Genomic DNA, 25,481 nt, shown 5'->3' on the forward strand with positions numbered 1-25,481 from the left:
GCCTACGGTCCGCCCTCGACATCGCTCCTCGGCAGGATCCTCCCGAGGAGGTCGTAGACGCTCACCGCGCCCAGGAGGGCGGCCTTCTCGCCCTTGCCGTCGAGCACGGCGACGAGCGGGGACCGGTTGGCGGCCATCATCGCCGCGATCTCGAGCACCGTGTCGTCGTCGTTGGCGACGGGCAGCGGCGCCCGGTCCTTGGGCACCAGCTCCTCGACCGTGTGCTCTGCGAGCGTGTCGCAGATGGCGTCGGAGAAGCCCTCGTCGAGCACCCGGGCCAGGGTCGGGTCGTCCTGGATGTAGCTCGGGATCAGGGCCCGGAGCACCTGCGACCCCGGGAGCACGGCCAGCGGGTGGTCGCGCTCGTCGACGACGATCAGCCCGGGCCGGTTGTGCTCGGTGAGCAGGCGTGCGGCGGTCAGCGCGTCGGTCTCCATGCGGACGGTGGGGTACGGCACGGCGAGATCTCGGGCCTTCACCGGGTCGAGGCTAGTCGGCGGGACCGGCGACCTTGCCTCTACAGTGGGGCGCGGTGTGCCGGGAAGTCTGGTCGGCGAGGTAGTCAGTCACCCCGAACGGAGCCTCGTGGACGCCACCCTCGCCGTCGCCGTCTTCATTGGCGCCTACGTCTTCCTGGTCGCCGACCGGGTGGATCGCACCAAGGTCGCCCTCGTCGGCGCCGGGTTGATGCTGCTCCTGCACGTGACCGACTCGGGGTCGGCATTCTTCAGCCCGGAGAGCGGCATCGAGTGGGACGTCATCTTCCTGCTGCTGGGGATGATGGTCATCGTCTCGGTGCTGCGGCGCACGGGCGTCTTCGAGTACGTCGCCATCTGGTGCGCGAAGCGGTCCCGCGGCAAGCCCTACCAACTGATGGTGCTGCTCGTCGTCCTGACCGGGGCGGCGTCCGCGATGCTCGACAACGTCACGACGATCCTGCTCATCGCCCCGGTGACGTTCCTCGTCTGCGACCGGCTCGCGCTGCAGCCGGTGCCGTTCCTCATCGCCGAGGTGCTCGCCTCCAACATCGGGGGCGCGGCCACGCTGGTGGGCGACCCGCCGAACATCATCATCGCCAGCCGAGCCGACCTCTCCTTCAACGACTTCCTGGTCAACATGGCGCCCTGGGTGGTCGTCCTGATGGCCGTGCTCTGCCTCATGTGCCGGTTCCTCTTCCGCTCCGCGTTCGTCTTCGACGCGGAGCGAGCCGAGGCGGTGATGGCGCTGGACGAGCGGGAGGCCATCAAGGACCGCGGACTGCTGGTGAAGTCGCTCGTGGTGCTGGCGCTGGTGGTGGCGGCGTTCGTCCTGCACCCGGTGCTCCACTACGAGCCGTCGGTCGTGGCCCTGCTGGGCGCCGGCCTGCTGATGCTGATCACCGACGTCGAGGTCGGCGACGCGCTGGCCGACGTCGAGTGGTCGACGCTGGTCTTCTTCGGCGGCCTGTTCGTCATGGTCGGCGCGCTGGTGGAGACGGGGGTCGTCGCCGACATGTCGGAGACGCTGGCCGACGCGACCGACGGCAAGCTCGGGCTGGCCTCGATGACGCTGCTCGGCGGCTCGGCGGTGCTGTCGGCGATCGTCGACAACATCCCGTACGTCGCGACGATGTCGCCCGTCGTCCTCGGTCTGGCCTCCACCATCCCGGGCGACGACCACGCGCTGTGGTGGTCGTTGGCGTTCGGGGCCGACCTGGGCGGCAACGCCACCGCGGTCGGTGCCTCCGCCAACGTGGTGATGATCGGGCTGGCCCGCCGGGCCGGCCACCCGATCGGCTTCTGGGAGTTCACCAAGTACGGCCTGGTGGTCACCGTCGTGACGGTCGCGCTGACCGCGCCGTACATCTGGCTGCGCTACCTCTGAGCGACCACACCTGCGGGTGCGGGCGCGACGGGCCCGGCGATGCCGGTTGTTCCTGTGACCCATCCCACTGGATAGGATTCCCACGGCTCGGCACCGAGCGAGCCGTGAGGCGGAGGATCCCGTGGACAACGACGTGCTTCGTCAGGCACCGCTCTTCAGCGCGCTCGACGACGAGGCGGCGACCGCGCTGCGGTCCTCGATGGGCGAGACGCGGCTGCGTCGCGGCGACGTGCTGTTCCACGAGGGCGACTCGGGCGACAAGCTCTACGTCGTCCTCGACGGCAAGGTGAAGCTCGGCCGCACCTCCTCCGACGGCCGCGAGAACCTGCTGGCCATCCTCGGTCCCGGCCAGATGTTCGGCGAGCTGTCGCTCTTCGACCCCGGGCCGCGCTCCGCGACGGTCACGGCGGTCACCGACACGACGTTCGCCTCGCTGTCGCACGAGGACCTCCTGCGCTGGCTCGAGGGTCGCCCGGTCGTCGCCCGCGGCCTGCTCACCCAGCTGGCCGGCCGTCTCCGCAAGGCCAACGACGTCGTCGCCGACCTGGTGTTCTCCGACGTGCCCGGCCGCGTCGCCAAGGCCCTGCTCGACCTCGCCGACCGCTTCGGCCGCACCGCCGACGACGGCGTGCACGTCCATCACGACCTCACCCAGGAGGAGCTCGCCCAGCTGGTCGGCGCCTCCCGCGAGACCGTCAACAAGGCGCTGGCCGACTTCGCCTCCCGCGGCTGGCTGCGCCTGGAGCCGCGCTCCGTCGTGATCATGGACGTCGAGCGGCTGGCCCGCCGCGCCCGCTGACTGCGCGCTCTGCCCGTCAAGCGGGCCTGACAAACCCGACCAAATCAGCGCAAAGGCGCTGGATCGGTCTGGTTTCACGCGTGAAACACGACCCATCGGGCGCGATTGCGCTGATTTGGTCTTAGCGGCGGCCCCAACGTTCAGGCGGCGAACTCGCGACGCCACGTGTCGTTGATCGGTGGTACGTCGCCCCAGCCACGAAGGATCAGGTGGCGGCGAATCTGCTGCAGGGTCGCTTCGGGAGTCACGTAGATGTCTTCGGCCTCGTACGGGAGGATCAGGTAGCCCTCGGGCTCGAGCTCGCTCGCCCTCGCCTCGTCCGAGGCGCGCTGCGCCTCCTTCCGGTGGTGCCGGCCGTTGTACTCCACCACCAGCTTGATCCTCGGGTAGCAGAGGTCTAAGCGACGCCTCCACGACCCGTCCTCGTGCACCAGCACGAGGTTCACCACGGGCTCCGGTAGACCGGCAAGGACGATCAGCATGCGCAGCCGCGTCTCCATCGGAGAGTCGACGCCCTTACGTACGTATTCAGCGGCCCTCCTCGCGGCTGCGGCGTAGTAGTCGCTGCTCGCTCGCGCCGCCTTGAGGAGTCGCGCCGGCGCGATCCGGTAGCGCCGCACGATCGCGTCTCCCAGGACCACCAGGTCGACGAGGGAGAGGTGCCCGGCCATCTGGAGGAACGTCGTGATCGGGTCGGTGACCGGGATGTCGCGCACGACCATCACGCCTCGTTCGCGGATCGTCACGTGCGGTTTGATCCAGGGCCGGTATCGACGGTCCTCCTTCTCCCGCACGGTCACGTGCTCGAACGGGTTGTCCGGCACCGGGAGCCCCAGCACCCGAGCGGCACTCCAGTGGCTCGCGAAGGCGCCCTCAGGATGGATCATCAGCGCAGCGCGAACCCGCGAGTCGCTGTCGTCTTGATCTCGGTCGACGAAGACCGCCTTGACGATCTCTCGAAACCGCGCACCTTTCAGCGCACTCCGACCTCCACCGGCCGCGAGGTACTCCGCGCGCGTGAACGGACGATCGAACTGGACCAGCTTGGGCTTCTTCCGCATGCAAACGATCTGCCCGCTCCAAGGCGGTCCTGACGGTCATCCACAGGGCACTTTCAGCGCAATTGCGCTGGATCGGTCTTGTTTCACGCGTGAAACCAGACCAATCTGGCGCGATTGCGCTGATTTGGTCTTAAACCGGCCGCTCCGCGAGGTAGGCGAGCTGGGCGCGGACCGACCACTCGGCGGCGCCCCAGAGGGACTCGTCGACGTCCTGGTAGACGATCTCGACGACCCGGCGGGGCAGGTGGTCGTCGTCGGGGTCGGGTACGGCGACTCCGAGCCGGGCGAGTGCGGACTCGACCTGCCCGAGGCGCTGGCGGCGGTGGACGAGGTAGTACTCCAAGGTGCCAAGGGCGTCGTCGAGCACCGGGCCGTGAGCGGGCCAGATCGTGGCGACCTCGCCGGACGCGGCGAGTGACCTCATCCGCTCGATGGACTCGAAGTAGGCGCCGAGCTGGCCGTCGGGGTGGGCGACGACCGTCGTGCCGCGGCCGAGCACCATGTCGCCGGACAGCAGGGCCCCCTCGGCGGGGACAACGAAGGACACCGAGTCGGCGGTGTGGCCGGGGGTGGTGACCACGCGCAGGCGGAGCCCGTCGACGTCGATCACCTCCTCGTCGGCGAGCGGGTCGCCGTCGAAGCAGTACGCCGGGTCGAGGGCCCGGACCGGGCAGTCCTTGCGGGTCGCGAGGTCGACCGCGACCTCGGAGTGGTCGTAGTGGTGGTGGGTCAGCAGGACCAGCGCGACGTCGCCGGTCTGCTCGTCGAGCTCGTCGACGTGACCGTCCTCGATCGGGCCCGGGTCGACGACCACCGAGCGCGAGGCGCCGGGCTCGGTCAGGACCCAGCTGTTCGTGCCGTCGAGCGTCATCAGGCCGGGGTTGGGCGCGAGCAGGCAGCGCGCCCGCTCCCCGAACGACCCGCCGGCCCAGGGCTCGCTCATGAGCCCGCGCGGCCCGCGAGCACCGACCGCAGGTGGTCGGGGATCGACAGGGTCCAGCCCTCCTCGAGCGGCTCGATCGCCGGCATGTGCATCTGGACCGTCCGGCCCTGCGCGGCGTCGACGACCTCCGCGGGCGAGCCGTGGCCGGCGACCTCCAGCGAGGTGAGGTACGTCGGCGGCAGCATCAGCATCTCGCCGCGCTCGGCCATCGCCACCGCGTCGGCCGCCGGCAGCCACGTCACCTCGGAGGACTCCGACGACACGTCGCGGGTCCGCTGGCCCTCGGGCAGCAGCGCGACGAAGAACCACGTCCGGTAGCGCTTCGGCTCGAAGATCGGCGTCAGCCAGGCGCCCCACGCGCCGAGCAGGTCGGTGCGCAGCACCAGCCCCCGGCGGGTGAGGAACTCCGTCATCGCCAGCTCGCGCGACTCTAGCGCCGCGCGGTCGGCCTCCCAGTCGGCACCGGTCGTGTCGGCGACGACCTCGTGGGCGTGCGGCCCGGCCAGGAGCACGCCGGACTCCTCGAACGTCTCGCGCACCGCCGCGCACACCAGCGCCCGCGCCATCTCCTCATCGCAGCCGAGCCGCGTGGCCCACTCGGCAGGCGAGGGCCCGTCCCACGCGACGTCGCGGTCGAAGTCGCGCGGGTCCACGCCACCACCGGGGTAGACGAACATGCCGCCCGCGAACTCCATCGAGACCTGCCGCCGCAGGTAGTAGACGGCCGGCCCGTGCGCCGAGGGTCGCAGGAGGATCACCGTCGCCGCGTCGCGCGGCTCGACGGGCGCCCGGCGCCCCTCGTCGTACTCCCGGGCGACCTCGACCAGGTGGTCCGGCAGCGGGACCGGCGGGATCGGGACCCTCATGCGAGGCGACGTCGGGTCGGGCGCGAGGTCACAGCTCGACGATGACGTCGACCTCGACCGGGGCGTCGAGCGGCAGCACGGCGACGCCGACCGCGGCCCGGGCGTGCACGCCCGCGTCGCCGAAGACGTTGCCGAACAGCTCCGACGCGCCGTTCGCGACCTTCGCCTGCGCGGTGAAGTGCGGCGCGGACGCGACGAAGACCCCGACGCGGACGATGCGCCTGACCAGCGACAGGTCGCCCACCTCGGCGTTGATCGCCGCGATCGCGTTGAGCGCGCACTGCTGCGCGCACGCGTAGGCCTCCTCCTCGGTCACCTCGACACCGACCTTGCCGGTGGCGAGCAGCTCGCCCGAGCGCATCGGCAGCTGGCCGGAGGTGAAGACCTGGTCGCCGCTGCGCACCGCGGGGACGTACGCCGCGACCGGCGCCGCGACCTCCGGGATCGCGAGGCCGAGCTCGGCCAGCCGCTCCTCGGGGGTGCTCATGAGGCGAGCGGGCGCTTGAAGTAGCCGACCAGGTTCTCCGGGTTCATGCCCGGCGCGATCTGCACGAGCTCCCAGCCGTCGGCCCCGAAGTTGTCGAGGATCTGCTTGGCCGCGTGCGTGAGGATCGGCGCGGTGAGGTACTCCCACTTGGTCATGCTCGGCACCCTACTCGCGAGCGGAGGAGGTCAGTCGCGGGGCGTGAACGCGCAGAACTCGTTGCCCTCGGGGTCGGACATGATGGTCCAGTAGACGTCGCTGTCGCGGGCTCGCAGGACGTGCGCACCGGCGTCGAGGAGCGGCTGCAGGTCGGCGACGTCGACGTCCCAGTGGATGCGGTTCTTGACCGTCTTCGGCTCGGGCACCGAGACGAACACGAGGCTCTCGAACGGCACGCCCGGCAGCCCGTCGAGCCATGCCCAGCCCTTCTCCTTGTCGCCGCCGAGCTCACCACCGAGCACGCCGTGCCACCACTCGGCGACGGCGAACGGGTCGACGCTGTCGACGACGATCTCGTAGAGCCGGTAGTCGGGCACCTTGCGGCGGGTGAACACGCACAGCTCACCGCCCTCTGGGTCGCGCACGACGTCCCAGGCGAAGGAGGCGGTGTCGAGCGGGGTCGCGCCGCGCGCGAGCACGTCGTCGGTGCTCGCGGCGTGGACGTCGAGGTGCACGCGCTGCTTGACGGTCACCGGCTCCGGCACCCGGTTGACCCAGATGGCGTGCTGCGGCGTCAGCCCGTCGAGCCGGACGTCGCCGTCCTCGAGCCTGGTCACCTCGAGCCCGAGCGTGGGTCCCCAGAAGTCGCCGACGGCGAACGGGTCGACGGCGTCGATGCAGAGGTCCTTGAACGTCGCGATGGCCACCCGCACAACCTAGGCGGCCGCGCCGACACCTGGCCTCAGACGAGCTGGGGCTCGGTCTTCTCCCGCGCCTCGTCCTCGGTCACGCCCGGCGCGAGCTCGACGAGCGAGAGGCCGGCGGGGGTGATGTCGATGACGCACAGGTCGGTGATGATCCGCTGCACCACGCCGCGGCCGGTGTAGGGCAGCGAGCACTCCTCGACGATCTTGTAGGACCCGTCGCGCGCGACATGCTCCATCAGCACGATGACCCGCTTGGCGCCGTGCACGAGGTCCATCGCCCCGCCCATGCCCTTGACCATCTTGCCGGGGATCATCCAGTTCGCGATGTCCCCCTTGGCCGAGACCTGCATCGCGCCGAGGATCGCGGCGTCGATCTTGCCGCCGCGGATCATCCCGAACGACGTCGCGGAGTCGAAGAACGACGCACCGCGACGCAGCGTGACGGTCTCCTTGCCGGCGTTGATCAGATCGGGGTCCTCCTCACCCTCGAACGGGTAGGCGCCCACCCCGAGGATCCCGTTCTCCGACTGCAGCACCAGCTCGACGTCGTCGGCGACGTAGTTGGGCACCAGCGTCGGCAGCCCGATCCCGAGGTTGACGTAGGACCCGTCGGTCAGCTCGGAAGCGGCCCGGGCCGCCATCTCCTCGCGCGTCCAGCTCACGAGCCCGCCCCTTCCTGACGCTGCCTCACGGTCCTCTTCTCGATCCGCTTGTCGGCCGCCTGCTCGGGTGTCAGCGCGACGACGCGCTGCACGAACACCCCCGGCGTGTGCACGAGGTTGGGGTCGAGCTCGCCGGGCTCGACGAGCTCCTCGACCTCCGCGATCGTCACCCGCCCGCACATCGCCGCGAGCGGGTTGAAGTTGCGTGCTGAGTCGCGGTAGACGAGGTTGCCGTGCCGGTCACCCTTCGCGGCCCGCACCAGCCCGTAGTCGGCGACGATCGCCTCCTCCAGCACGAACTCCTTCGGCCCGTCCTTGGTCTCGAACGTCCGGGTGTCCTTCGGCGGGCTCGCCAGCACGACGTTGCCCTCGCTGTCGTAGCGCCACGGCAGACCACCCTCGGCGACCTGGGTGCCGCCGCCGGTCGCGGTGTAGAACGCCGCGATCCCCGAGCCGCCCGCCCGCATCCGCTCCGCCAGCGTGCCCTGCGGGGTCAGCTCGACCTCGAGCTCACCGGAGAGGTACTGGCGCGCGAACTCCTGGTTCTCCCCGACGTACGACGCCACCATCCGCCGCAACCGCCCGGCCCCGAGCAGCATCCCGAGGCCCCACCCGTCGACCCCGGCGTTGTTGGACACCGCCTCCAAGTCACCCGTGCCCGCCTCCAGCAGCGCCGCGATCAGCACCGAGGGGATGCCGCACAGGCCGAACCCACCCACCGCGATCGTCGCGCCGTCGGGGATGTCCGCCACCGCCTCGGCAGCGGAGCTCACCACCTTGTCCATGACCACGCACCGTAGTCCCCCGCGCAGATTGCACTTAGGGTGCCCGGGTGAAGGCACGCCCGACGTTCGCTGCCATGACCGGCGTGCTGGCCACGGTGCTGACCACGGTGCTGGCCGTGGTCCTGCTGGCACCGGCCGCGCAAGCGGCTCCGACGCTGCCACCGCCGTCGTTCGGTGGCCTGACCATGGTGTGGGACCTGCCCATCAGCTACCCGCGCCAGGTCCCCCTCGCGGGCAGCGGTCAGACCACCAGCATCTCGGTGGTCGTCCTGTCCGACCAGCCGGTGACGATCAACGCCCGGAGCGACGACGACGGGCTGCAGATCATGGACCCCCAGCGCACGTTCGGCGCGCTGACCGTCCCCACCACCGTGACGTTCCAGGTCTCCGCGCTCAGCCCGGGCTTCCACCCGTTCTCGGTGCAGATGGACGGGAGCGTCGGCCCGCCCTTCCACAGCGTCGGCGTGCAGTACTCCGCGTGGACGAGCGGGTCGCCACTGCCCGAGGGGCCCAGTGAGGGGTCCCGGCTCGCGGTCTACGGCTACCAGGCGCCGGGCTCCGCGCCGCAGCTCCTGACCTTCGCGTCGCGCGACTACGCCTACCTCGGCCTGCCTGCCCGCGGCCGGCCGAGCTGCACGCAGGAGGGCGCCGGCTGCATCCCCTACTGGGTCGACCCCGGCCCGGCGGCGACCGTGCAGATCGGCACCGGCATCGTCGGCGCCTTCCACCGCGGCGGGTTCTACACCGATGGGCTGGTGCCTCCCGGACCGACGACGGGCACGCCGTTCGGCCGCCACGACTTCATCAACCCGCTCTACTTCATGGAGCCCCGCACCGGCCTGAGGGGGACCTACGCGTACGCCGACCGGTCGCGCACCTCGGGGCTGACCCGCCAGAAGGTCACGTTCCTCAAGCGCGCCGGCGAGCTCACCGGTGACTACCGCCTGACCTACGCCTACGCCGGCGGCAGGAAGCACGAGCTCCGGGGGACCTTCCGGGTCGACAGGTCCGGCGGCATCACGTTCCGCAACGCCCGCGGCCGCGTCGTCCAGCGCGGGACCGTCCTCGGCGTCGGTCGTGCCCTCCCGTGCGCGATCAAGGGCACCTGCCGGTCCGGCGAAGGGGCCGGCAAGCGCGGGATCTGGCTCGTCCTCAGCGGCCGGAAAGGCACACGTCCCGACGGCAACCTCCTCCACGTCGTGCGCTGACGCGGCGACGGCGCGCCGGGCCACCGCATCTCACGGAGGCCCGACGCGCCGTCCCAGGGACCGCGAACCACCGACGCGTGAGCCCGCGTCCCGGTCCGGGGTCGTGCCGCACCAACGAGTGGCGTCCTCAGGGCCGGTCGAGGCAGAGGATCACGACGGAGAAGTTGTCAGCCACGCCGTGCTTGTTCACCCGCACCTTGAGGCTGTTCGGCGGACCCGCCGTCGGGAACGACTCGACCATGTCGGAGGTCGCGGAGAGGTTCGCCGGCCCGCCGGTGAGCAGGATGTCGCCGGGGTCGCAGCTGATGATCTGCGCGGCCGTGCCGTCGCCCAGGTCGGTGCCGGGGGCGACCGCCGACTCCTTCTGCACGACGGTCCCGCGGAGGTACGACGAGGCCGGCGTGCCGCCGAGCGATGCCGCGTCGGGGACGGTGTCGAGCTTCGACTCGTCGATGTCCGCGCCGGTGAGGGCGTTGACGGCCACCTGGTCGGTGCCGACGGCGCCGGCGGCGAGGTCCGCGGCGCGGACCTGGCCGTTCTTGATCGACTTGCTGACCACGGTGTTCTTCGCAACGGTCTTCGCGAGGGTCTTCCCCGAGGTCGCCGCGAGTGCCGTGCCGCCGGTCAGCACGACCAGGAGGGCGAGCAGACCGAGGAGCTGGGTCCGCAGGAGATGGGTGAGTGAGCGCATCATGGAGCTGTCCTTGCGTCGGTGCCAGCGCCCGATGCGCTGACCTGCGACGACGCTAGGAACGCGGCCGGGAGCCCTCAATCGAGGAAAACCCCGGCGTTATCGGCCGAGCTCCCCGAGCCGGACCGCGAGCTGGGCGCGCGAGCGGACGCCGAGCTTGGCGTAGGCGCGGGTGAGGTGGGCCTCGACCGTGCTGACCGAGACCTGCAGCTGGCGGGCGATCGCCTTGTTGGGCAGGCCCTCGGACGCCAGGCGCGCGGTCTCCAGCTCGGCGCCGCTGAGCTCGCCCTCGGCCGCCGGACGCCGCCCGCCCACCCGCTCGAGCTCGCCGCGCGCCGTCCGCGCCCAGCCGGCCGCGTCCAGGGCGTCGAACAGCTCGGCGGCACGGGCGAGCTGGTCGCGCGCCAGGCCCCACTGCCGCTGCCGGCGCAGCGCGGAGCCGACGACGAGATGGGCGCGGGCTGCGTCGTGGGCCAGCCCGAGCGCACCCAGGTCGGCGGCCACGCCGTCGACGGTCGCGGCCGCCTCCGTGGGCGCGAGCGCCCCGTCCAGCAGGTCGAGCAGGACCCGTCCGCGAGCGGTCATGGCCGAGCCCCACGGGTGGCCCTGCTCGACCGACACCTCGTCGAGCCAGGCGAGCACGGTGCGCGCCTCGTCGGTGCGGCCCAGCACCGCGAGCGCCTCGACCAGCTCGGGCGCGACCGGGAACATGCCCGGCTCGCGGACCCCGGCCGCGACCACGTGGTCGAAGACCGCGCGCAGTCGGGCGGAGGCGTCCTCCGGGTCCCCCGACTGCAGCGCCGCCATCGCGAGCGCGCGGTCGGCCTCGAGCCGGATCCACACGTGGCCGAGCGCGTCGGCCCGGTCCCGGGCCTCGAGGGCCCACGCGCGGGCCGACTCGGGGTCGCCGTACCTCACGTCGATCTCGGCACGCAGCAGCTCGAGGTCCGGGGTCTCGCGCATGGTCAGGTCGAGGTCCTCCTGCGCCGACGCGAACTCACGCGCCTCGGCCAGGCGGCCGCTGCGGACGAGCACGTCGGACAGGCTGACCGTGAGGAGACTCGCCTCCTGGTGGCGCCCACCCTCCTCGGCCGCCGTGATGGCGTCGCGGACGAGCCGCTCCGCCTCGGCCATCTCCCCCCGCCAGATCAGCCGCTTCCAGTACGCCGGACCCTCGGCCGGCCGCGGCTCCTGCCCGCTGTGCACGAGGCACCAGTTGACCGCGTCGCTCAGGTTGCGCCACTCGCGGTCGCCGGGCCGTCCGGGGCCGCTCTGGTCGAGCGCCATCGCCTCGTCCGCCCAGGCCCGCGCGGCCCCCACCCCGGACACCCTGATGCCGGCCGCGATGACGGACCTGACCTCCAGCGCCCGGCTGAGGACGTCGCGGTCGTCGCCGCACTCGGCCAGCGCCCGCTCGACGAGCCGCTCGGCGTGGTCCACGCTCCCCCACATCCCGTCCAGCAGCATCAGCAGGGCGTGCCCGCGCTCGGGTCCGGGCGGGATGTGCTCGATCTCGGGCGCCAGGACGTCCGTCAGGCGCTGCGCCTCGCCGGCCGAGGCCAGCCGCGACGCCAGGTCGAGCACCCGTGCGACCCGCGCCGGCGACCCCGGCGGCGTCCTGGCCAGCGCGAGCTCGGCGAGCCCGAGCGCCGTCTCGGCTGCGCCGCGGTCGCCCGCCGACGCGGCGCCGTCGGACAGCACGGCGGCGAGCTGCTCGTCACCGCCGGTCGACACGAGCGCGAGGTGCCGCAACCGTCGTTCGGGCGAGGTGACCACCTCGGCCAGCCGCCGGTGCAGCTCCCGGCGTCGCTCCGGCGTCGCCTCGTCGCGCGCAGCCGCCGCGAGCATCGGGTGCCAGGGCCGGACCCGTCCGCCGTCGGCGAGCCCGAGCACCCGCGCTGCCACCGCCGTCTCGACGGCCTCGAGCCCGGCGAGCTCGACCAGCTCGGTCTCGGTGAGGTGGGGGTCCACGGCGACGGCGAGGAGCAGCGTGCGCTGGTCGGGCGGCAGGTCGCGCACGCGCAGGCCCAGGACGGAGGCCACCTCGGTGGGGAGGTGGAGCAGCTCTCCCGTCGCGGGGACGCCGCGGTCGCGCAGCACGCGTCCCAGCTCGAGCACGAAGAGCGGGTTGCCCGCGGTCTGCTCGTGCAGGAGCCGCACGAGCCGCGGCCGGAGGGTCAGGCCGAGCTCCTGCCTGAGCAGCCGCGCGACCTCCTCCACGCCCAGCGGCTCCGGCTCCACGTCGGTCAGCCCGCGCCGGGCCAGCGTCGCCTCCAGCGAGGTGCGCTCGACGCCGGCGCGGCGGGTCAGCACGAAGCGCACCCGCGCACCGCCGAGGCGGCGCGCCGCATGGGTGAGAGCCTCGAGCGACGCGACGTCGGTCCAGGGGACGTCGTCGACGCACACGACGACGTCGCGGTCGCGGGCCAGCCCGGAGAGCAGGTCGTGCACGCCGACGTTGACGGCATGCGCGTCGAGGGGCGCGTCGGCGAGCTCGTGCAGCAGCGCCACGCCGAGGGCCGCGCGCACCGGCTCCCGCAGCCCGGTCGGCGCGAGGTCCACGTCGCGGAAGAGGTCCACGAGGACGGCGAAGGAGTGCCGCCCCTCCCCCTCGCCCGGTGTGGCCCGCAGCACCGTGGCTCCGCGCTCGGCGGCGCGCTCGGCCGCGTGCTCCCAGAGGGCCGTCTTGCCGCGTCCGGCCTCGCCGGTGAGGACGAGGCCCGCGGCCGACGGGTCGTCGAGGAAGCGCTCGACCAGCGCCGTCTCACGTGCGCGGCCGACCAGGGCCACCCGGCGTCCCATGCACGCACGGTAGTTGCGGATCGGTACTCGTACACGGCCTAGAGTCGGACTCGTGAGCTCCGACTGGCCGGGCGTGCGCCTGCACGTCGTGACCGGCAAGGGGGGCACCGGCAAGTCCACGGTCGCCGCGGCGCTCGCGCTGGCCCTGGCCGCGCAGGGCAAGGACGTGCTGCTCTGCGAGGTCGAAGGACGCCAGGGCATCGCGCGGATGTTCGACGTAGACCCCCTGCCGTACGCCGAGCGCCGGATCGCGACCGGCCTGGTCAGCAACGGCGCGCCCGCGGGCGTGGTGCACGCGCTGCACATCGACGCCGAGTCGGCGCTCATGGAGTACCTCTCGATGTACTACCGGCTCGGCCGCGCCGGCCGCGCCCTCGACCGCTTCGGCGTCATCGAGTTCGCGACCACCATCGCGCCGGGCGTGCGCGACGTGCTGCTCACCGGCAAGGTCTACGAGGCGGTGCAGCGCAACAGCCGCAACAAGGGCGCGATCGACTACGACGCGGTGGTGCTCGACGCGCCGCCGACGGGCCGGATTACGCCGTTCCTCAACGTCAGCGACGAGCTGGCCGGGCTGGCGAAGGTCGGGCCGATCAAGAACCAGGCCGACACGATGATGACGCTCTTCCGCTCGCCGCGGACCGCCGTGCACTTCGTGACCGTGCTGGAGGAGATGCCGGTCCAGGAGACCGCCGACGGCATCGCGCACCTGCACGAGGCCGGGCTGCCGGTCGGCGGCGTGGTGGTCAACCAGGTCCGCCCGCGCGACCTCCGGGTCAAGGACCTCGCCGCCGCCCGCAAGGGCGGGCTCGACCGAGGAGCGATCCGGTCCGACCTGGAGGTGGCTGGCGTCGAGGTGACCGACGGGCTCGTCGACGGCCTGCTCGACCAGGCCCGCGACCACGCCATCCGCCGGGCGCTCGAGGACGCGCAGCGAACCCTGGTCAAGGGCATGGGCGTGCCGTCCTACGAGCTGCCCCGGCTGTCGGCCGGGATCGACCTCGGCAGCCTCTACGAGCTGGCCGCCGCCCTCCGCGACCAGGGCATGGCATGACCCGGACCCACCCGCGCGTCGGTCCCCTGGTGGCGCGAACGGCGGCCGCCCCCCTCGACGTCGACGCGCTCCTTGACGACCCCGGCACCGGCATCATCGTGTGCTGCGGCTCGGGGGGCGTCGGCAAGACGACCACGTCCGCCGCACTCGCGCTGCGGGCCGCCGAGCGCGGCCGGAAGGTCGTCGTGCTGACCATCGACCCCGCCCGCCGGCTGGCCCAGTCGATGGGCATCGAGGCCCTCGACAACACCCCGCGGCCGGTCGCGGGGCTCGTCGGCGCCGCGGACCACGGCGGCTCGCTCGACGCGATGATGCTCGACATGAAGCGGACCTTCGACGAGGTCGTCGAGGCTCAGGCGAGCCCGGAGAAGGCCAGGCAGATCCTCGAGAACCCCTTCTACGTCGCGCTGTCGTCGTCGTTCGCCGGGACGCAGGAGTACATGGCGATGGAGAAGCTCGGCCAGCTCCAGCGCGACGCCCAGGCGGCCGGCACCTACGACCTGATCGTCGTCGACACCCCGCCCTCGCGCTCGGCGCTCGACTTCCTCGACGCTCCGGAGCGGCTGTCGTCGTTCCTCGACGGACGGTTCGTGCGGCTGCTGCTCGCACCGGCCCGCGGCCCGGCCCGGATCATGACCGCCGGCCTCGGACTGGTCACCGGTGCCCTGTCGAAGATCCTGGGCGGGCAGTTCATCACCGACCTGCAGACCTTCGTCGCGGCGCTCGACACCGTCTTCGGCGGCTTCCGCGCCCGCGCGCAGCAGACCTACGCGCTGCTCCAGGCGCCGGGGACGGCGTTCCTCGTCGTGGCGGCGCCCGAGGCCGACGCGCTCCGGGAGGCGGCGTACTTCGTGGAGCGCCTCGCGGAGGACCGGATGCCGCTGGCCGGCCTGGTGGTCAACCGCGCCAGCCCGCCGCCGCAGGGCGAGCTCTCGGCGGACGAGGCGATGGCGGCGGCTACCCGGCTGCGGCGCGACGGGGCCTCGGCGACCGCCCCGCTCACCGCCGGGCTGCTGCGGCTGCACGCCGACCGGCAGCGGATGGTGGAGCGCGAGGCGGCCCTGCGCGAGCGGTTCGCCGCGGCGCACCCGAGCGTGGCGACGGCCGTGGTGCCGGCGCTGGCCGGCGACGTGCACGACCTGGCCGGGCTCCGGGTGGTCGGGGAGCTGCTGGCCGACCAGCCGTCCTGACCGGTCGCGCCGGTCGGACTTCCCCCGCGCTTTCCTCAGCGCTTGCCCAGAGTTGCCCGCTGACGGGCTCCCCCAGTGGTCCTCCCTAGGGTCGCCTCGGGTGCAGGGTCCTCGAGTGGGACAGGTGTGGCGTGCGCAACGCCGACACGCCTCCGAACAGCGATTTCTGGGCGTATCGCCGCGGACCGCTCGTCATTTCGGCCTCCCCCCAAGGGGGCCCATGGTCCCGAATGACTAGTCATTTCGGGCTATGGAGGTCGAAGCGTTCACCCGTACTCGCTCGCGCCCCATTTTCCTAAGTTTCTACTCACGGGGAGGGAACGCTCGGGCCCCCGGGACAGGCGCCCAGCAGCACGCAGGGCCGAACAGAATTTTGTATCTCGGAGATGGCAGGGCAGAGAAATGTGGATCGAGGACTGGACCCCCAGCGCGGCGTGCCGGAAGGCACAGCCCGACGAGCTCTTCGTCCGTGGTGCCGAGCAGAACAAGGCCAAGCAGCTGTGCACCGGATGCCCGGTACGCACCGAGTGCCTCGCCGAGGCGCTCGACAACCAGATCGAGTGGGGCGTGTGGGGCGGCATGACCGAGCGGGAGCGCCGGGCGCTCCTGCGTCGCCGCCCGAACGCCTCCTGGCGGGCCGTCCTCGAGGCCGCCCGCATCAAGGCGGAGCAGAAGTCGCACGAGATCTCCGCCTGACGCACCACACGCTCATCCCCACAACTGAAATCCCCCACAGCTCCTGACTCGCGTCAGGACAGCTCGCGGCCGGTTGACGCCCTTCCCTGAGGGCCTTCAGCCGGCCGCCAGCTATTTGTCGTGATGATGTTCCGACACATGAGCCGCGTATGGACGTCATTGGAGCGGTGGGAGCGCAGCGACCCGGTCTGTCCGAGCGCAGCGAGGCGCCCCGCGATCGGCCTCCGGGCCGTGGCGCCCGCGCCGCAGCGAGCGCCAGCGAGCGAGGCGCCGCGAAGCTGGCGCCGCGTACTGGGGGCCGAAACTCGCGGGGGTAAATGGTCGGTCACTATCCTGTGCGTGTGTCCATGCCCCGCCACGAGCGGCTTCCGGCGTACCGTGTGCTGTCCCACCTGGTCGTGATGGCCGCGGTCGCGGCCGTGCTCGGGGTGGTCGTCGCGGGTCTGGCGATCCCGTTCGCGGGCCTGGCCGGCATCGGGGCGCGCAACGTGGCGCGCACGATGGACAACCTGCCCGAGGAGCTCAAGACCGAGGACCTCTCGCAGCGGACGACGATCCTCGACGCCAACGGCAACCGGCTCGCGTCGTTCTACGACCAGAACCGCACGACCGTCCCGCTGAAGAGCATCTCGCGGAACATGGTCAAGGCGGTCGTCGCGATCGAGGACTACCGCTTCTACCAGCACGGTGCGCTCGACCTGAAGGGCACGCTGCGCGCGCTGGTGACCAACCAGGCCAACGACGGCGTCGTGCAGGGTGGCTCGTCGATCACCCAGCAGCTGGTCAAGCTCACGCTGGTCAACCAGGCCCGCACCAAGGCCGAGAAGAAGGCCGCCACCGACGACACCTACGCGCGCAAGCTCAAGGAGCTGCGCTACGCGATCGCGCTCGAGCAGAGCCACTCCAAGGACTGGATCCTCGAGCGCTACCTCAACACCGCCTACTTCGGCGACGGCGCGTACGGCGTCCAGGCGGCGGCGAAGCACTACTTCAACGTCAACGCCCGCGAGCTCAACCTGCGCCAGTCGGCCCTGCTGGCCGGGCTCGTCAAGAACCCCAGCGGCTACGACCCGACCAACTCCCCCGACCGGGCGCTGGAGCGGCGCAACGTCGTCCTCGACCGGATGGCCGAGCTCAACGCGATCCCTCGCGAGAAGGCGGAGAAGAACAAGCTGAAGGACCTCGGGCTCGACGTCCAGGAGGTCAGCAGCGGCTGCGTCAACTCCACCGCGCCGTTCTTCTGCGACTACGTGCTCTCCTACCTCCTCCAGGACCCCCAGCTCGGCGCCACCGTCCAGGAGCGGAACAACCTGCTCAAGAACGGCGGCCTGACGATCAAGACCACGATCGACATGACCGCCCAGCGCGACGCCGACAACGCAGTGGCCGCGCACGTCAACCCCACCGATGGCGCCATCGGCGCCCTGGCGATCGAGCAGCCGGGCACCGGCAACGTCGTCGCCCTGGCGCAGTCGCGGCCGATGGGCAACCGCAAGAAGCTCGGCCAGACCTACGTCAACTTCACCGTCCCCAAGGAGTACGGCGGCGCCAACGGCTTCCAGCCCGGGTCGACGTTCAAGGTCTTCACGCTCGCGGCGGCGCTCGAGCAGGGCCTCCCGCTCGACACGCAGTTCGACTCCCCGTCGCCGATGACCTTCGACCAGGCCGACTTCACCAACTGCCCGGGCGAAGGGTTCTTCGGCGGCGAGTACACCGCGAACAACTCGACCGGCACCGGTTGGTACAACATGTACTCCGGCACCCGGAACTCGGTGAACACCTACTTCCTCCAGCTCGAGCAGCTGACCGGCGTGTGCGCACCCTTCGAGCTCGCGACGGAGCTGGGCGTCAAGCTCACCGACCCGAAGGCCGAGCGCTACCCGTCGTTCACCCTCGGCATCGCGGACGCCTCGCCGCTCGAGATGGCAGAGGCCTACGCGACGTTCGCCGCGCGCGGCCTGCACTGCGCCTCCCGCCCGGTGACCCAGATCCTCGACTCCGGGGGCAACGTGCTGCTCGACTACGAGCCCCAGTGCACGCAGGTGCTGCCGCAGAACGTCGCCGACGCGGTCAGCAACGTGCTGCGCGGCGTGATCGAGGGTGGTTTCGCGTCCGCGCAGGCCCTGTCCACCGCGGCGGCCGGCAAGACCGGCACCACCCAGGAGCAGAAGGCGGTGTGGTTCTGCGGGTACACCACGCAGTACGCCGCGGCCGCCACCATCGCCGGCATCGACTCACTGGGCAGACCCGAGTCGCTGGTCGGCAAGACCATCGACGGCAGCTACATCTCCTCCGCATCGGGCTCGGGGTTCGCTGCGCCGATCTGGGGCGACGCGCTCAAGCCGCTGACGGCGGGCCAGCCCTACGAGGACTTCGTCTACCCGGTGGGCATCGAGGGTGTCGGCGTCACCTCGGCCAGGCCGCCCAAGCCCCCGAAGCCGCCGAAGGGCCACGGCGGTGGCCATGGTGGAGGCCACGGCGGGGGTCACGGCGGTCGCTGACGGCGCCAGTCGAGGAGCGTCGTGCGCCGGTCCCGGCAACCGATGAGCTCAGGCCGATCCCTGCCCGGGCCTCGGAGCGTTCGACTCGTTCCTCACTCCCGGAGGAGTTCACCCGAGCTGGCGGCGTACCTCCGCGGCGACGGCACCGCCGTCGGCCCGGCCCTTGACCTGCGGCTGGACGACGCCCATCACCTTGCCCATCGCCTTCATGCCCTCGCCCGCCGCGCCCGTCTTCTCGATGGCGGCGGTGACCAGGGCGCTGATCTCGTCGGCCGAGAGCTGCTCGGGCAGGTAGTCGGCGATCACGGCGGCCTCGGAGCGCTCCTTGTCGGCCATCTCGGCCCGGCCGCCGTCGTCGAACGCGGTGGCGGCCTCGCGGCGCTTCTTCGCCTCGCTCGACAGCACGCCGATGACCTCGTCGTCGCTGAGCTCGCGCGCCTCCTTGCCGGACACCTCGGCGTTGGTGATCGCGGTGAGCACCATGCGCAGCGTCGAGGAGCGGGTGGTGTCGCGGCCCTTGATGGCGGCGGTGAGGTCTTCGCGGAGGCGGTCCTTGAGGGTGGCCATGACCGCGATTGTGGCAGCCTTGTGGGATGTCCTTCCTCCGAGTTGCGGGCGGGGTGGCCGGTGGGGTCCTCGGCACCGGCGCCGTCGCGGGGGTTGGGCTGACGGCGTACGCCGCCTGGGAGGCTCGCCAGTACACCCTGCGCAGGGTCGAGGTGCCGCTGCTGCCCGCCGGTGCGCGGCCGCTGCGGGTGCTGCACCTCAGCGACATCCACATGACGCCCGGCCAGCGGCGCAAGCAGGAGTGGCTGGCGGGCCTCGCGACGCTGCGCCCCGACCTCGTCGTCGACACCGGCGACAACCTGGCCCACGCCGCCTCGGTGCCGGTGGTCCGCGACGCGCTCGGGCCGCTGCTCGACGTGCCCGGCGTCTTCGTGTTCGGCTCCAACGACTACTTCAGCCCGACGCTGCGCAACCCGCTGCGCTACCTGCTGCCCGACGACGGCCGGCGCAACACCGCCGCGGCGCGGCTGCCGTGGCCCGACCTGCGCGACGCGTTCACGGCGTCCGGGTGGGTCGACCTCACCAACCGGCGGGAGGTCGTCAAGGTCGGCGAGCTCTCCTTCGCGTTCGCGGGCGTCGACGACCCGCACCTGCGCTACGACCGACTCCAGGACGTCGCCGGCCCGGCCGACCGCGACGCCGACGTGCGGGTCGGGGTGGCGCACGCGCCGTACCTGCGGGTCCTCGACCAGCTCGCCGCCGACGGCTACGACGCGATCCTCGCCGGCCACACCCATGGCGGCCAGGTGTGCCTGCCCGGGGTCGGCGCGCTCACGACCAACTGCGACCTCGAGCCCGCCCGGGCGAAGGGCCTGCACCGGCACCCGGCCGCCTCGCGCGACGGCGATCCTGGCTCCGCGTGGCTGCACGTGTCGGCCGGGCTCGGCACCTCGCCGTACGCCCGGATCCGGGTCGCCTGCCGCCCGGAGGCCACACTGCTCACGCTGGTGCCGCGCAGCCGCTGAACCGATTGGGGAACCCCCCGGCTGCTCCGGTATGCTCCGGACCTTGTGAGCCCGGCTCACAATCGGGCTGTGGCGCAGCTTGGTAGCGCGCCTCGTTCGGGACGAGGAGGCCGCAGGTTCAAATCCTGTCAGCCCGACTCTTCGCTCGTCGGCTCCCGGTCGCTCCGCGGCCGGGAGCCTTCGCCGTCTCTGGGGATATGCCGGACAGCCGGGCCGCCGACCCGCGACACTGGCGGGCGGAAGGGTGGTGACTCGATGACGCTCGCAGACATCGTGGTGGACCAGCTGGTGTTCCTGCTGGCGGCGCCGGAGGACGTGCTCGACCAGGACAGCGGCGTGCTGGTCCTGCAGGACGTCCTGTCGCGCCTCGAGGCGGTGCCGGCCGAGGACCGCGCAGGGCTTCGGCACGTCGCCGAGGCGCGCCTGGCCGGCGGACAGCACCCCGCGGAGATCGAGAGCGCGCTGCGCGAGCTGGTGCTGCTGCTCGACGAGATCGCGGCGGCCTGAGCCTCCGCGCGGTGGTCAGACCGTCAGGGACGGGTCGGTAGCCGAGTCATTGGCCGAGTCATTGGCCGAGTCATTGGTCGAGTCGGCGCTCGCGGGGCCGTCCTTGGTCGGGTCGACGACCCGGCTGAAGCGCTCCCAGGCGGCCTGCCGGGACACACCGAGGGCCTTGCCGATCTCGGCGTAGGAGATGTGCCGCTCGCGGATCCGGGCCACCCAGAGCCGCAGGTAGCGGTCGACCTGGCCCGCGGTGGCCGCGATGAGCGGCAGCCGGGCGAGCATGTCGGCGTCGGACATGGAGTCGTCGGTCCAGCCGAGGACGCGCTGGCTGGCGTTCTCCGGCGCCGCGAACGCCTCGGAGAACGACGAGAGGCAGTCGGTGCACATGAGGGCGCCAACACCGGCGGCGTACCGCGTCTCGTCGGCGCCGCTTCTTCCGCAAAATGAGCATGACCAGGCAGTCGGCTCGAAGTCCATCAAAGCCCCCCTTGGACGAACTCAGCGGTGAGAGCCTAGCCAACCGCCGTGTCAATGCCCCATCGGGCATGTGCGCCAGGTGGACTGGTCCAGTCCGGAGTCATGCCCGGATTGGCAGGACGTCAGGCACCGGTGGGTCTGAGAGACTTCCTCCATGTCCGAGGATCGCGACGGGAGCTCGCCGTCCCTGGAGCCCCCGTCGCTGTTCGGCCGCAAGCGCAGGAAGCAGGCGCCCGCGCCGGAACCCGTCCCTGCGCCGGTGATGGCGCCGGCCGACCCGGACACGATCTTCGACGACACCAGCGAGCCCACGCCGATGCCGGAGCCCGCGCCGGTCGCGGAGGCGGTCCGCGAGCCCCGGCCGCCCCGCGACCCGTGGCTGGGCGGTGCGCCTGCGGCGGCGCTGACCGGGCTGCTCGTCGGCGGCCTCATCGTCGCGGCGACCTGGGCCTCGCTGCGGCTGTGCACCGAGGTCAAGGGCACCTCGTCGTGCGGTGACCAGGGCTTCTTCCTGCTGGTCGCGATCCTCGTCGTGGCGGTGCTGGTCGGCATGGTGGTGCTCCGCCTCGCGCACGTGCCGGAGCCCGGCAGCACCAGCTTCCTGGCCGTCGGGCTGCTGAGCGTGGCGACACTGCTCTTCCTCGTCGGCTCGATCTTCGAGTGGTGGATGGCAATCGTCATCCCGCTCGTGTCCGTGGCGACGTTCCTGGCGGCGCACTGGGTGGCCAGCACCTACATCGATACAGAGAGCTGAGCCGGCGCTGGCTGTCCCGGCGGCCGCCGGGGGCGTCGAGTGACCCATTCGGCAGATTGGGAACGCTCCCACACCTGCACATCAGGTCACTCGACGGCAGACAGGGTCACTCGACGGCAGCCGACGCGACGACCAGCTCGGCGATCTGGATGGTGTTGAGCGCGGCGCCCTTGCGCAGGTTGTCACTGGAGACGAACAGCGCGAGCCCGCGGTCGTCGGGGACGCCGGGGTCCTGTCGGATCCGGCCGACGTACGACGGGTCCTTGCCGGCCGCCTGGAGCGGCGTCGGGATGTCGCTCAGCTCCACCCCGGGCGCGGCGGCGAGCAGCTCGCAGGCGCGCGCGGGGGTCAGGGGCCGCTCGAACTCCGCGTTGATCGCCAGCGAGTGACCGGTGAAGACCGGCACCCGCACGCAGATGCCGGAGACCGGCAGGTCGGGGATGCCGAGGATCTTGCGGGACTCGTTGCGGAGCTTCTGCTCCTCGTCGGTCTCCTCGAGCCCGTCGTCGACGATCGAGCCGGCCAGCGGGAGCACGTTGTAGGCGATGGTGCGGGCGTACTTCTCGGGCTCGGGGAACGCGACGGCCTCACCGTCGTAGGCGAGCTCGCGGGCCTTGTCACCGGCCGCCGCCACCTGGGCGGCGAGCTCCTCGACGCCGGCGACGCCGGAACCGGAGACCGCTTGGTACGTCGACGCGATCAGCCGCACCAGCCCGGCCTCGTCGTGCAGCGGCTTGAGCACCGGCATCGCGGCCATCGTGGTGCAGTTGGGGTTGGCGATGATGCCCTGCCCGGCCGCGATGACGGCCGCGGCGTCCTGCGGGTTCACCTCCGAGACGACCAGCGGGATGTCGGGGTCCTTGCGGAAGGCGCTGGAGTTGTCGACGACGATGACGCCTGCGTCGGCGAACTTCTGCGCCAGCGCCCGCGACGTGGTGGCGCCCGCCGAGAACAGCGCGATGTCGAGGCCGCTCGGGTCGGCGGTCGAGGCGTCCTCGACGACGACGCTCTGTCGACCCTGGGGACCGTCGTAGGGCAGGACGGTGCCGGCCGACCGCGCGGAGGCGAAGAACCGGACGTCGCCGACCGGGAAGCCGCGCTCGGCCAGGATCTGGCGCATCGCGACACCGACCTGCCCGGTGGCGCCGACGATGCCGACGTTGAAGGTGGTCATCGGCCGGTGCCTCCGTAGACGACGGCCTCGACCTCGTCGGCGTCGAGGTCGAAGGCGCTGTGGGTGGCGCGCACCGCGTCGTCGACCTGGCCCTCGTCGACGATGACGGAGATCCGGATCTCGGAGGTGGAGATCATCTCGATGTTGACGCCCGCGGCGGCCAGCGCCGAGAAGAACTTCGCGGTGATGCCCGGGTGCGAGCGCATCCCGGCGCCGATCAGCGAGACCTTGCCGATCTGGTCGTCGTAGATCAGCTTGTCGTAGCCGACCTCGTCCTGGATCTTCGCGAGCGCGGACATCGCGGTGTTGCCGTCGGCGCGCGGCAGCGTGAACGAGATGTCGGTCAGGCCGGTCGCGGCGGCCGAGACGTTCTGGACGACCATGTCGAGGTTGACCTCGACGGAGGCCAGCGTCTCGAAGATCCGGGCGGCCTCGCCGACCTTGTCGGGCACGCCGACCACGGTGACCTTGGCCTCGCTGCGGTCGTGGGCGACTCCGGCGATGATGGCCTGTTCCACGGGTTCTTCTCCCTCGGGGACGGGGACGATCCAGGTGCCTTCCTTCTGCGAGAAGGACGAGCGGACGTGGACCGGCATCTGGTAGCGGCGCGCGTACTCGACGCACCGCAGGTGCAGGATCTTGGCGCCCGACGCCGCCATCTCCAGCATCTCCTCCACCGAGATGCGGTCGAGCTTGCGGGCGGTCGGGACGATGCGGGGGTCGGCGGTGAAGACACCGTCGACGTCGGAGTAGATCTCGCACACCTCGGCCCCGAGCGCGGCGGCCAGCGCCACCGCGGTGGTGTCGGAGGCGCCGCGGCCCAGGGTGGTGATGTCCTTGGTGTCCTGCGAGACGCCCTGGAAGCCGGCCACGATGGCGATCGCGCCCTCGCTGATGGCCTGCTCGATCCGCCCCGGCGTGATGTCGATGATCTTGGCCCTGCCGTGGGCGGAGTCGGTGATCACGCCCGCCTGCGAGCCGGTGAACGACTTCGCGGTGTGGCCGAGCGCGGCGATGGCCATCGCCACCAGCGCCATCGAGATCCGCTCGCCGGAGGTGAGCAGCATGTCGAGCTCGCGCGGCGGCGGCAGCGGCGTCACCTGCTCGGCGAGGTCGCGCAGCTCGTCGGTGGTGTCGCCCATGGCCGAGACCACGACGACGACGTCGTGGCCCGCCTTGCGGGTGTTGACGATGCGCTGCGCCACGCGCTTGATGCCCGCGGCATCAGCGACGGACGAGCCACCGTACTTCTGGACGACGATTCCCACCCGACGAGTCTAGTTTGGGGCGGCTCGGGGCAGTGGTGCGCAGCGGCTACGTGGACACCTCGGTGGGGTCCGCGGACCCCTCGCCCAGGATCTCGGCGGCGACCGCCACGACTTCGTGCTCACCGGTGAACTCGGCGTCGAGCCGGTCGTGGGCGACCACCGACAGCAGCGCGTTGAGCGCGACCCCCGCGAGGTTGCCCCACGAGGAGACGTAGGAGAACTGCCACCACCACAGCGCCTCGGCGAGGTCGCCCTCCTGGAAGTGCCGCAGCCCGGTCTCCAGGTCGGAGGCGATGCTGGTGAGGTCGTCGGAGAGCTGGCTCTCGACGACCTCGGGGACATAGGGGTCGAAGACGTAGCTGTAGGTGTCGAGGTTGTCGAGCATCCCGGCCAGCCGCAGCCGCATGTCGTCGAGGTCGGACTCGGGCCCGACGTCGGGCTGGTACTTCTGGCGCGGCTCGAAGTCGCGCTGTGCGCCGAGCCTGGCACCCGCCAGGGAGATCTGGCTGATCTCGAGCAGCAGCAGCGAGATCGCGGGCCCGACGTCGCCCTCGCGCGCGATCTCGCGGAGCGCGAGCAGGAAGCTCGCGAAGGAGTCGGCGATGCTCTGCGCGAAGTCCTCGTCCTCGCTGGTGAGGACCTCGCGTGCCACCTGCCCGTCGTCCGGGGGTACGTCGTTGGTCGGCACATCGTTCACTGGGCGCTCCGCCTTCCCGCCAGGGCTCGTCCGAGGGTGACCTCGTCGGCGTACTCCAGGTCGCCGCCGACCGGTAGCCCGCTGGCGAGCCGGGTCACCGTGAGGTCGAGGTCCTTCAACATACGTGTGAGGTAGGTGGCGGTCGCCTCCCCCTCCAGGTTGGGATCGGTCGCGAGGATCAGCTCGGTGACCGTGCCGTCGGAGAGCCGCATCATCAGCTCGCGCACGCGCAGCTGCTCGGGGCCGATGCCGTCGATCGGCGAGATCGCCCCGCCGAGCACGTGGTAGCGGCCCTTGAACTCGCGCGTGCGCTCGATGGCCACGACGTCCTTGTACTCCTCGACCACGCAGAGGACGGTCAGGTCGCGCCGCGGGTCGCTGCAGATCCGGCACAGGTCGGCCTCGGAGACGTTGAAGCAGATCGAGCAGAACTTCACCCGCGCCTTGACCTCGATGAGGACCTCCGCGAGGCGGCGTACGTCGGGCTCCTCGGCCTGCAGCAGGTGGAAGGCGATGCGCTGGGCGCCCTTCGGCCCGACGCCCGGCAGCCGGCCGAGCTCGTCGATGAGGTCCTGGACCACGCCTTCGTACATGGGGGTGGTGG

The 25,481-nt window shown here is 71.7% G+C and carries 27 protein-coding genes and 1 tRNA gene; 11 read left to right on the plus strand and 17 right to left on the minus strand.

What is annotated here, in order from left to right; translation table 11 throughout:
* Positions 1–2: 2 nt before the first annotated feature.
* On the minus strand, positions 3–479 hold the full coding sequence (locus G514_RS0119470) for a CBS domain-containing protein (protein WP_028653109.1): 477 nt from the start codon (positions 477–479) through the stop codon (positions 3–5).
* 106 nt (positions 480–585) lie between these two features.
* Between G514_RS0119470 and G514_RS0119475 the strand changes: the two genes are divergently transcribed.
* Together G514_RS0119475 and G514_RS0119480 are read left to right on the plus strand one after the other, a co-directional pair.
* Positions 586–1,863: an ArsB/NhaD family transporter gene (locus G514_RS0119475; protein WP_028653110.1), complete on the plus strand. Its 1,278-nt coding sequence runs from the start codon at positions 586–588 to the stop codon at positions 1,861–1,863.
* A gap of 121 nt (positions 1,864–1,984) precedes the next feature.
* Positions 1,985–2,662, plus strand: coding sequence for a Crp/Fnr family transcriptional regulator (locus G514_RS0119480; protein WP_028653111.1), 678 nt, complete (start codon positions 1,985–1,987; stop codon positions 2,660–2,662).
* A 140-nt stretch (positions 2,663–2,802) separates the two neighbouring features.
* Here the strand turns inward: G514_RS0119480 and G514_RS0119485 are convergent, their stop codons facing one another.
* The 8 genes from G514_RS0119485 to G514_RS0119520 form a co-directional block, all read right to left on the minus strand.
* Positions 2,803–3,723: an endonuclease domain-containing protein gene (locus tag G514_RS0119485; protein ID WP_051247811.1), complete on the minus strand. Its 921-nt coding sequence runs from the start codon at positions 3,721–3,723 to the stop codon at positions 2,803–2,805.
* A gap of 130 nt (positions 3,724–3,853) precedes the next feature.
* A complete protein-coding gene (locus G514_RS0119490; RefSeq protein ID WP_028653113.1) occupies positions 3,854–4,666 on the minus strand; it encodes an MBL fold metallo-hydrolase in 813 nt (270 codons plus the stop codon).
* The gene (locus G514_RS27900; RefSeq protein ID WP_157545040.1) at positions 4,663–5,532 is read right to left on the minus strand and encodes an NUDIX hydrolase; all 870 of its coding nucleotides are present in this window, start codon (positions 5,530–5,532) and stop codon (positions 4,663–4,665) included. The genes G514_RS0119490 and G514_RS27900 overlap by 4 nt, the downstream gene beginning before the upstream one ends.
* Positions 5,533–5,560: 28 nt before the next feature.
* Positions 5,561–6,019 (minus strand): RidA family protein, encoded by a 459-nt coding sequence (locus G514_RS0119500; RefSeq protein WP_028653114.1) that lies wholly within the window; start codon positions 6,017–6,019, stop codon positions 5,561–5,563.
* Positions 6,016–6,174, minus strand: coding sequence for a Sp36 family protein (gene sp36, locus G514_RS30495; protein WP_157545042.1), 159 nt, complete (start codon positions 6,172–6,174; stop codon positions 6,016–6,018). Before sp36 ends, G514_RS0119500 begins: the two co-directional genes overlap by 4 nt.
* 30 nt (positions 6,175–6,204) lie before the next feature.
* The gene (locus G514_RS0119510) at positions 6,205–6,882 is read right to left on the minus strand and encodes a VOC family protein (protein WP_028653115.1); all 678 of its coding nucleotides are present in this window, start codon (positions 6,880–6,882) and stop codon (positions 6,205–6,207) included.
* Positions 6,883–6,917: 35 nt separating this feature from the next.
* Positions 6,918–7,544 carry a CoA transferase subunit B gene (locus G514_RS0119515; protein ID WP_028653116.1) on the minus strand — a complete coding sequence of 209 codons (627 nt, stop codon included), beginning with the start codon at positions 7,542–7,544 and terminating at the stop codon, positions 6,918–6,920.
* Entirely contained in the window at positions 7,541–8,329 is a 789-nt protein-coding gene (locus G514_RS0119520; protein WP_028653117.1) for a CoA transferase subunit A, read from the minus strand. The genes G514_RS0119515 and G514_RS0119520 overlap by 4 nt, the downstream gene beginning before the upstream one ends.
* Before the next feature lie 47 nt (positions 8,330–8,376).
* Between G514_RS0119520 and G514_RS0119525 the strand changes: the two genes are divergently transcribed.
* Positions 8,377–9,537 carry a hypothetical protein gene (locus G514_RS0119525; protein ID WP_157545044.1) on the plus strand — a complete coding sequence of 387 codons (1,161 nt, stop codon included), beginning with the start codon at positions 8,377–8,379 and terminating at the stop codon, positions 9,535–9,537.
* Positions 9,538–9,664: 127 nt separating this feature from the next.
* Here the strand turns inward: G514_RS0119525 and G514_RS0119530 are convergent, their stop codons facing one another.
* Positions 9,665–10,231 carry a hypothetical protein gene (locus G514_RS0119530; RefSeq protein ID WP_028653119.1) on the minus strand — a complete coding sequence of 189 codons (567 nt, stop codon included), beginning with the start codon at positions 10,229–10,231 and terminating at the stop codon, positions 9,665–9,667.
* A 96-nt stretch (positions 10,232–10,327) separates the two neighbouring features.
* Positions 10,328–13,030 (minus strand): AAA family ATPase, encoded by a 2,703-nt coding sequence (locus tag G514_RS0119535; protein ID WP_084152243.1) that lies wholly within the window; start codon positions 13,028–13,030, stop codon positions 10,328–10,330.
* A gap of 13 nt (positions 13,031–13,043) precedes the next feature.
* On the opposite strand from G514_RS0119535, the gene bagA reads away from it, so the two are divergent.
* The 4 genes from bagA (at position 13,044) to G514_RS27905 (ending at position 18,471) form a co-directional block, all read left to right on the plus strand.
* Positions 13,044–14,084: an ATPase BagA gene (gene bagA / locus G514_RS0119540; protein ID WP_425411450.1), complete on the plus strand. Its 1,041-nt coding sequence runs from the start codon at positions 13,044–13,046 to the stop codon at positions 14,082–14,084.
* Positions 14,081–15,274 carry an ArsA family ATPase gene (gene bagB, locus G514_RS0119545; RefSeq protein ID WP_051247813.1) on the plus strand — a complete coding sequence of 398 codons (1,194 nt, stop codon included), beginning with the start codon at positions 14,081–14,083 and terminating at the stop codon, positions 15,272–15,274. The genes bagA and bagB overlap by 4 nt, the downstream gene beginning before the upstream one ends.
* A 402-nt stretch (positions 15,275–15,676) precedes the next feature.
* A complete protein-coding gene (locus tag G514_RS0119550) occupies positions 15,677–15,970 on the plus strand; it encodes a WhiB family transcriptional regulator (RefSeq protein ID WP_028653123.1) in 294 nt (97 codons plus the stop codon).
* A 347-nt stretch (positions 15,971–16,317) separates the two neighbouring features.
* Positions 16,318–18,471, plus strand: coding sequence for a transglycosylase domain-containing protein (locus G514_RS27905; RefSeq protein WP_245582285.1), 2,154 nt, complete (start codon positions 16,318–16,320; stop codon positions 18,469–18,471).
* A gap of 108 nt (positions 18,472–18,579) precedes the next feature.
* On the opposite strand, the gene G514_RS0119560 is transcribed toward G514_RS27905, so the two are convergent.
* Positions 18,580–19,038, minus strand: a complete 459-nt coding sequence (locus G514_RS0119560; RefSeq protein ID WP_028653124.1) for a GatB/YqeY domain-containing protein — start codon at positions 19,036–19,038, stop codon at positions 18,580–18,582.
* A 26-nt stretch (positions 19,039–19,064) separates the two neighbouring features.
* Here G514_RS0119560 and G514_RS0119565 point away from each other — a divergent pair, with 26 nt between their 5' ends.
* From G514_RS0119565 to G514_RS0119575, 3 genes are all read left to right on the plus strand, one after another.
* Positions 19,065–20,003 carry a metallophosphoesterase gene (locus tag G514_RS0119565; protein WP_036565567.1) on the plus strand — a complete coding sequence of 313 codons (939 nt, stop codon included), beginning with the start codon at positions 19,065–19,067 and terminating at the stop codon, positions 20,001–20,003.
* A gap of 63 nt (positions 20,004–20,066) precedes the next feature.
* A tRNA-Pro gene (locus G514_RS0119570) sits at positions 20,067–20,140 on the plus strand.
* A gap of 118 nt (positions 20,141–20,258) precedes the next feature.
* Complete coding sequence (locus G514_RS0119575) at positions 20,259–20,510, plus strand: hypothetical protein (RefSeq protein ID WP_028653126.1); 252 nt, start codon at positions 20,259–20,261, stop codon at positions 20,508–20,510.
* A gap of 15 nt (positions 20,511–20,525) precedes the next feature.
* Here the strand turns inward: G514_RS0119575 and G514_RS27910 are convergent, their stop codons facing one another.
* Complete coding sequence (locus tag G514_RS27910; protein ID WP_051247818.1) at positions 20,526–20,894, minus strand: AsnC family protein; 369 nt, start codon at positions 20,892–20,894, stop codon at positions 20,526–20,528.
* Positions 20,895–21,138: 244 nt separating this feature from the next.
* Between G514_RS27910 and G514_RS0119585 the strand changes: the two genes are divergently transcribed.
* A complete protein-coding gene (locus G514_RS0119585) occupies positions 21,139–21,738 on the plus strand; it encodes a hypothetical protein (RefSeq protein ID WP_028653127.1) in 600 nt (199 codons plus the stop codon).
* Between the two features lie 106 nt (positions 21,739–21,844).
* Here the strand turns inward: G514_RS0119585 and G514_RS0119590 are convergent, their stop codons facing one another.
* The 4 genes from G514_RS0119590 to recR are packed head-to-tail and all read right to left on the minus strand — an operon-like array spanning position 21,845 to position 25,470.
* On the minus strand, positions 21,845–22,912 hold the full coding sequence (locus G514_RS0119590) for an aspartate-semialdehyde dehydrogenase (RefSeq protein ID WP_028653128.1): 1,068 nt from the start codon (positions 22,910–22,912) through the stop codon (positions 21,845–21,847).
* A complete protein-coding gene (locus G514_RS0119595) occupies positions 22,909–24,180 on the minus strand; it encodes an aspartate kinase (protein WP_028653129.1) in 1,272 nt (423 codons plus the stop codon). Before G514_RS0119595 ends, G514_RS0119590 begins: the two co-directional genes overlap by 4 nt.
* A 46-nt stretch (positions 24,181–24,226) precedes the next feature.
* Positions 24,227–24,877 (minus strand): DUF5063 domain-containing protein, encoded by a 651-nt coding sequence (locus G514_RS0119600; protein WP_245582278.1) that lies wholly within the window; start codon positions 24,875–24,877, stop codon positions 24,227–24,229.
* Positions 24,874–25,470 (minus strand): recombination mediator RecR, encoded by a 597-nt coding sequence (recR, locus tag G514_RS0119605; RefSeq protein WP_028653131.1) that lies wholly within the window; start codon positions 25,468–25,470, stop codon positions 24,874–24,876. Before recR ends, G514_RS0119600 begins: the two co-directional genes overlap by 4 nt.
* Positions 25,471–25,481 lie beyond the last annotated feature (11 nt).

The sequence above is a fragment of the Nocardioides halotolerans DSM 19273 genome (assembly GCF_000422805.1).
Lineage (GTDB): Bacteria > Actinomycetota > Actinomycetes > Propionibacteriales > Nocardioidaceae > Nocardioides > Nocardioides halotolerans.

Coding starts and splice junctions, on each gene's coding strand:
- bagB (WP_051247813.1), top strand. CDS start 14,081: ATGACCCGGACCCACCCGCGCGTCGGTCCCCTGGTGGCGCGAACGGCG.
- G514_RS27910 (WP_051247818.1), bottom strand. CDS start 20,894: ATGTGCACCGACTGCCTCTCGTCGTTCTCCGAGGCGTTCGCGGCGCCG.
- G514_RS27900 (WP_157545040.1), bottom strand. CDS start 5,532: ATGAGGGTCCCGATCCCGCCGGTCCCGCTGCCGGACCACCTGGTCGAG.
- G514_RS0119485 (WP_051247811.1), bottom strand. CDS start 3,723: ATGCGGAAGAAGCCCAAGCTGGTCCAGTTCGATCGTCCGTTCACGCGC.
- G514_RS0119530 (WP_028653119.1), bottom strand. CDS start 10,231: ATGATGCGCTCACTCACCCATCTCCTGCGGACCCAGCTCCTCGGTCTG.
- sp36 (WP_157545042.1), bottom strand. CDS start 6,174: ATGACCAAGTGGGAGTACCTCACCGCGCCGATCCTCACGCACGCGGCC.
- G514_RS0119575 (WP_028653126.1), top strand. CDS start 20,259: ATGACGCTCGCAGACATCGTGGTGGACCAGCTGGTGTTCCTGCTGGCG.
- G514_RS0119500 (WP_028653114.1), bottom strand. CDS start 6,019: ATGAGCACCCCCGAGGAGCGGCTGGCCGAGCTCGGCCTCGCGATCCCG.
- G514_RS0119535 (WP_084152243.1), bottom strand. CDS start 13,030: ATGGGACGCCGGGTGGCCCTGGTCGGCCGCGCACGTGAGACGGCGCTG.
- G514_RS0119550 (WP_028653123.1), top strand. CDS start 15,677: ATGTGGATCGAGGACTGGACCCCCAGCGCGGCGTGCCGGAAGGCACAG.
- G514_RS0119590 (WP_028653128.1), bottom strand. CDS start 22,912: ATGACCACCTTCAACGTCGGCATCGTCGGCGCCACCGGGCAGGTCGGT.
- recR (WP_028653131.1), bottom strand. CDS start 25,470: ATGTACGAAGGCGTGGTCCAGGACCTCATCGACGAGCTCGGCCGGCTG.
- G514_RS0119565 (WP_036565567.1), top strand. CDS start 19,065: ATGTCCTTCCTCCGAGTTGCGGGCGGGGTGGCCGGTGGGGTCCTCGGC.
- G514_RS0119490 (WP_028653113.1), bottom strand. CDS start 4,666: ATGAGCGAGCCCTGGGCCGGCGGGTCGTTCGGGGAGCGGGCGCGCTGC.
- G514_RS0119560 (WP_028653124.1), bottom strand. CDS start 19,038: ATGGCCACCCTCAAGGACCGCCTCCGCGAAGACCTCACCGCCGCCATC.
- G514_RS27905 (WP_245582285.1), top strand. CDS start 16,318: ATGCCCCGCCACGAGCGGCTTCCGGCGTACCGTGTGCTGTCCCACCTG.
- G514_RS0119585 (WP_028653127.1), top strand. CDS start 21,139: ATGTCCGAGGATCGCGACGGGAGCTCGCCGTCCCTGGAGCCCCCGTCG.
- G514_RS0119520 (WP_028653117.1), bottom strand. CDS start 8,329: ATGGACAAGGTGGTGAGCTCCGCTGCCGAGGCGGTGGCGGACATCCCC.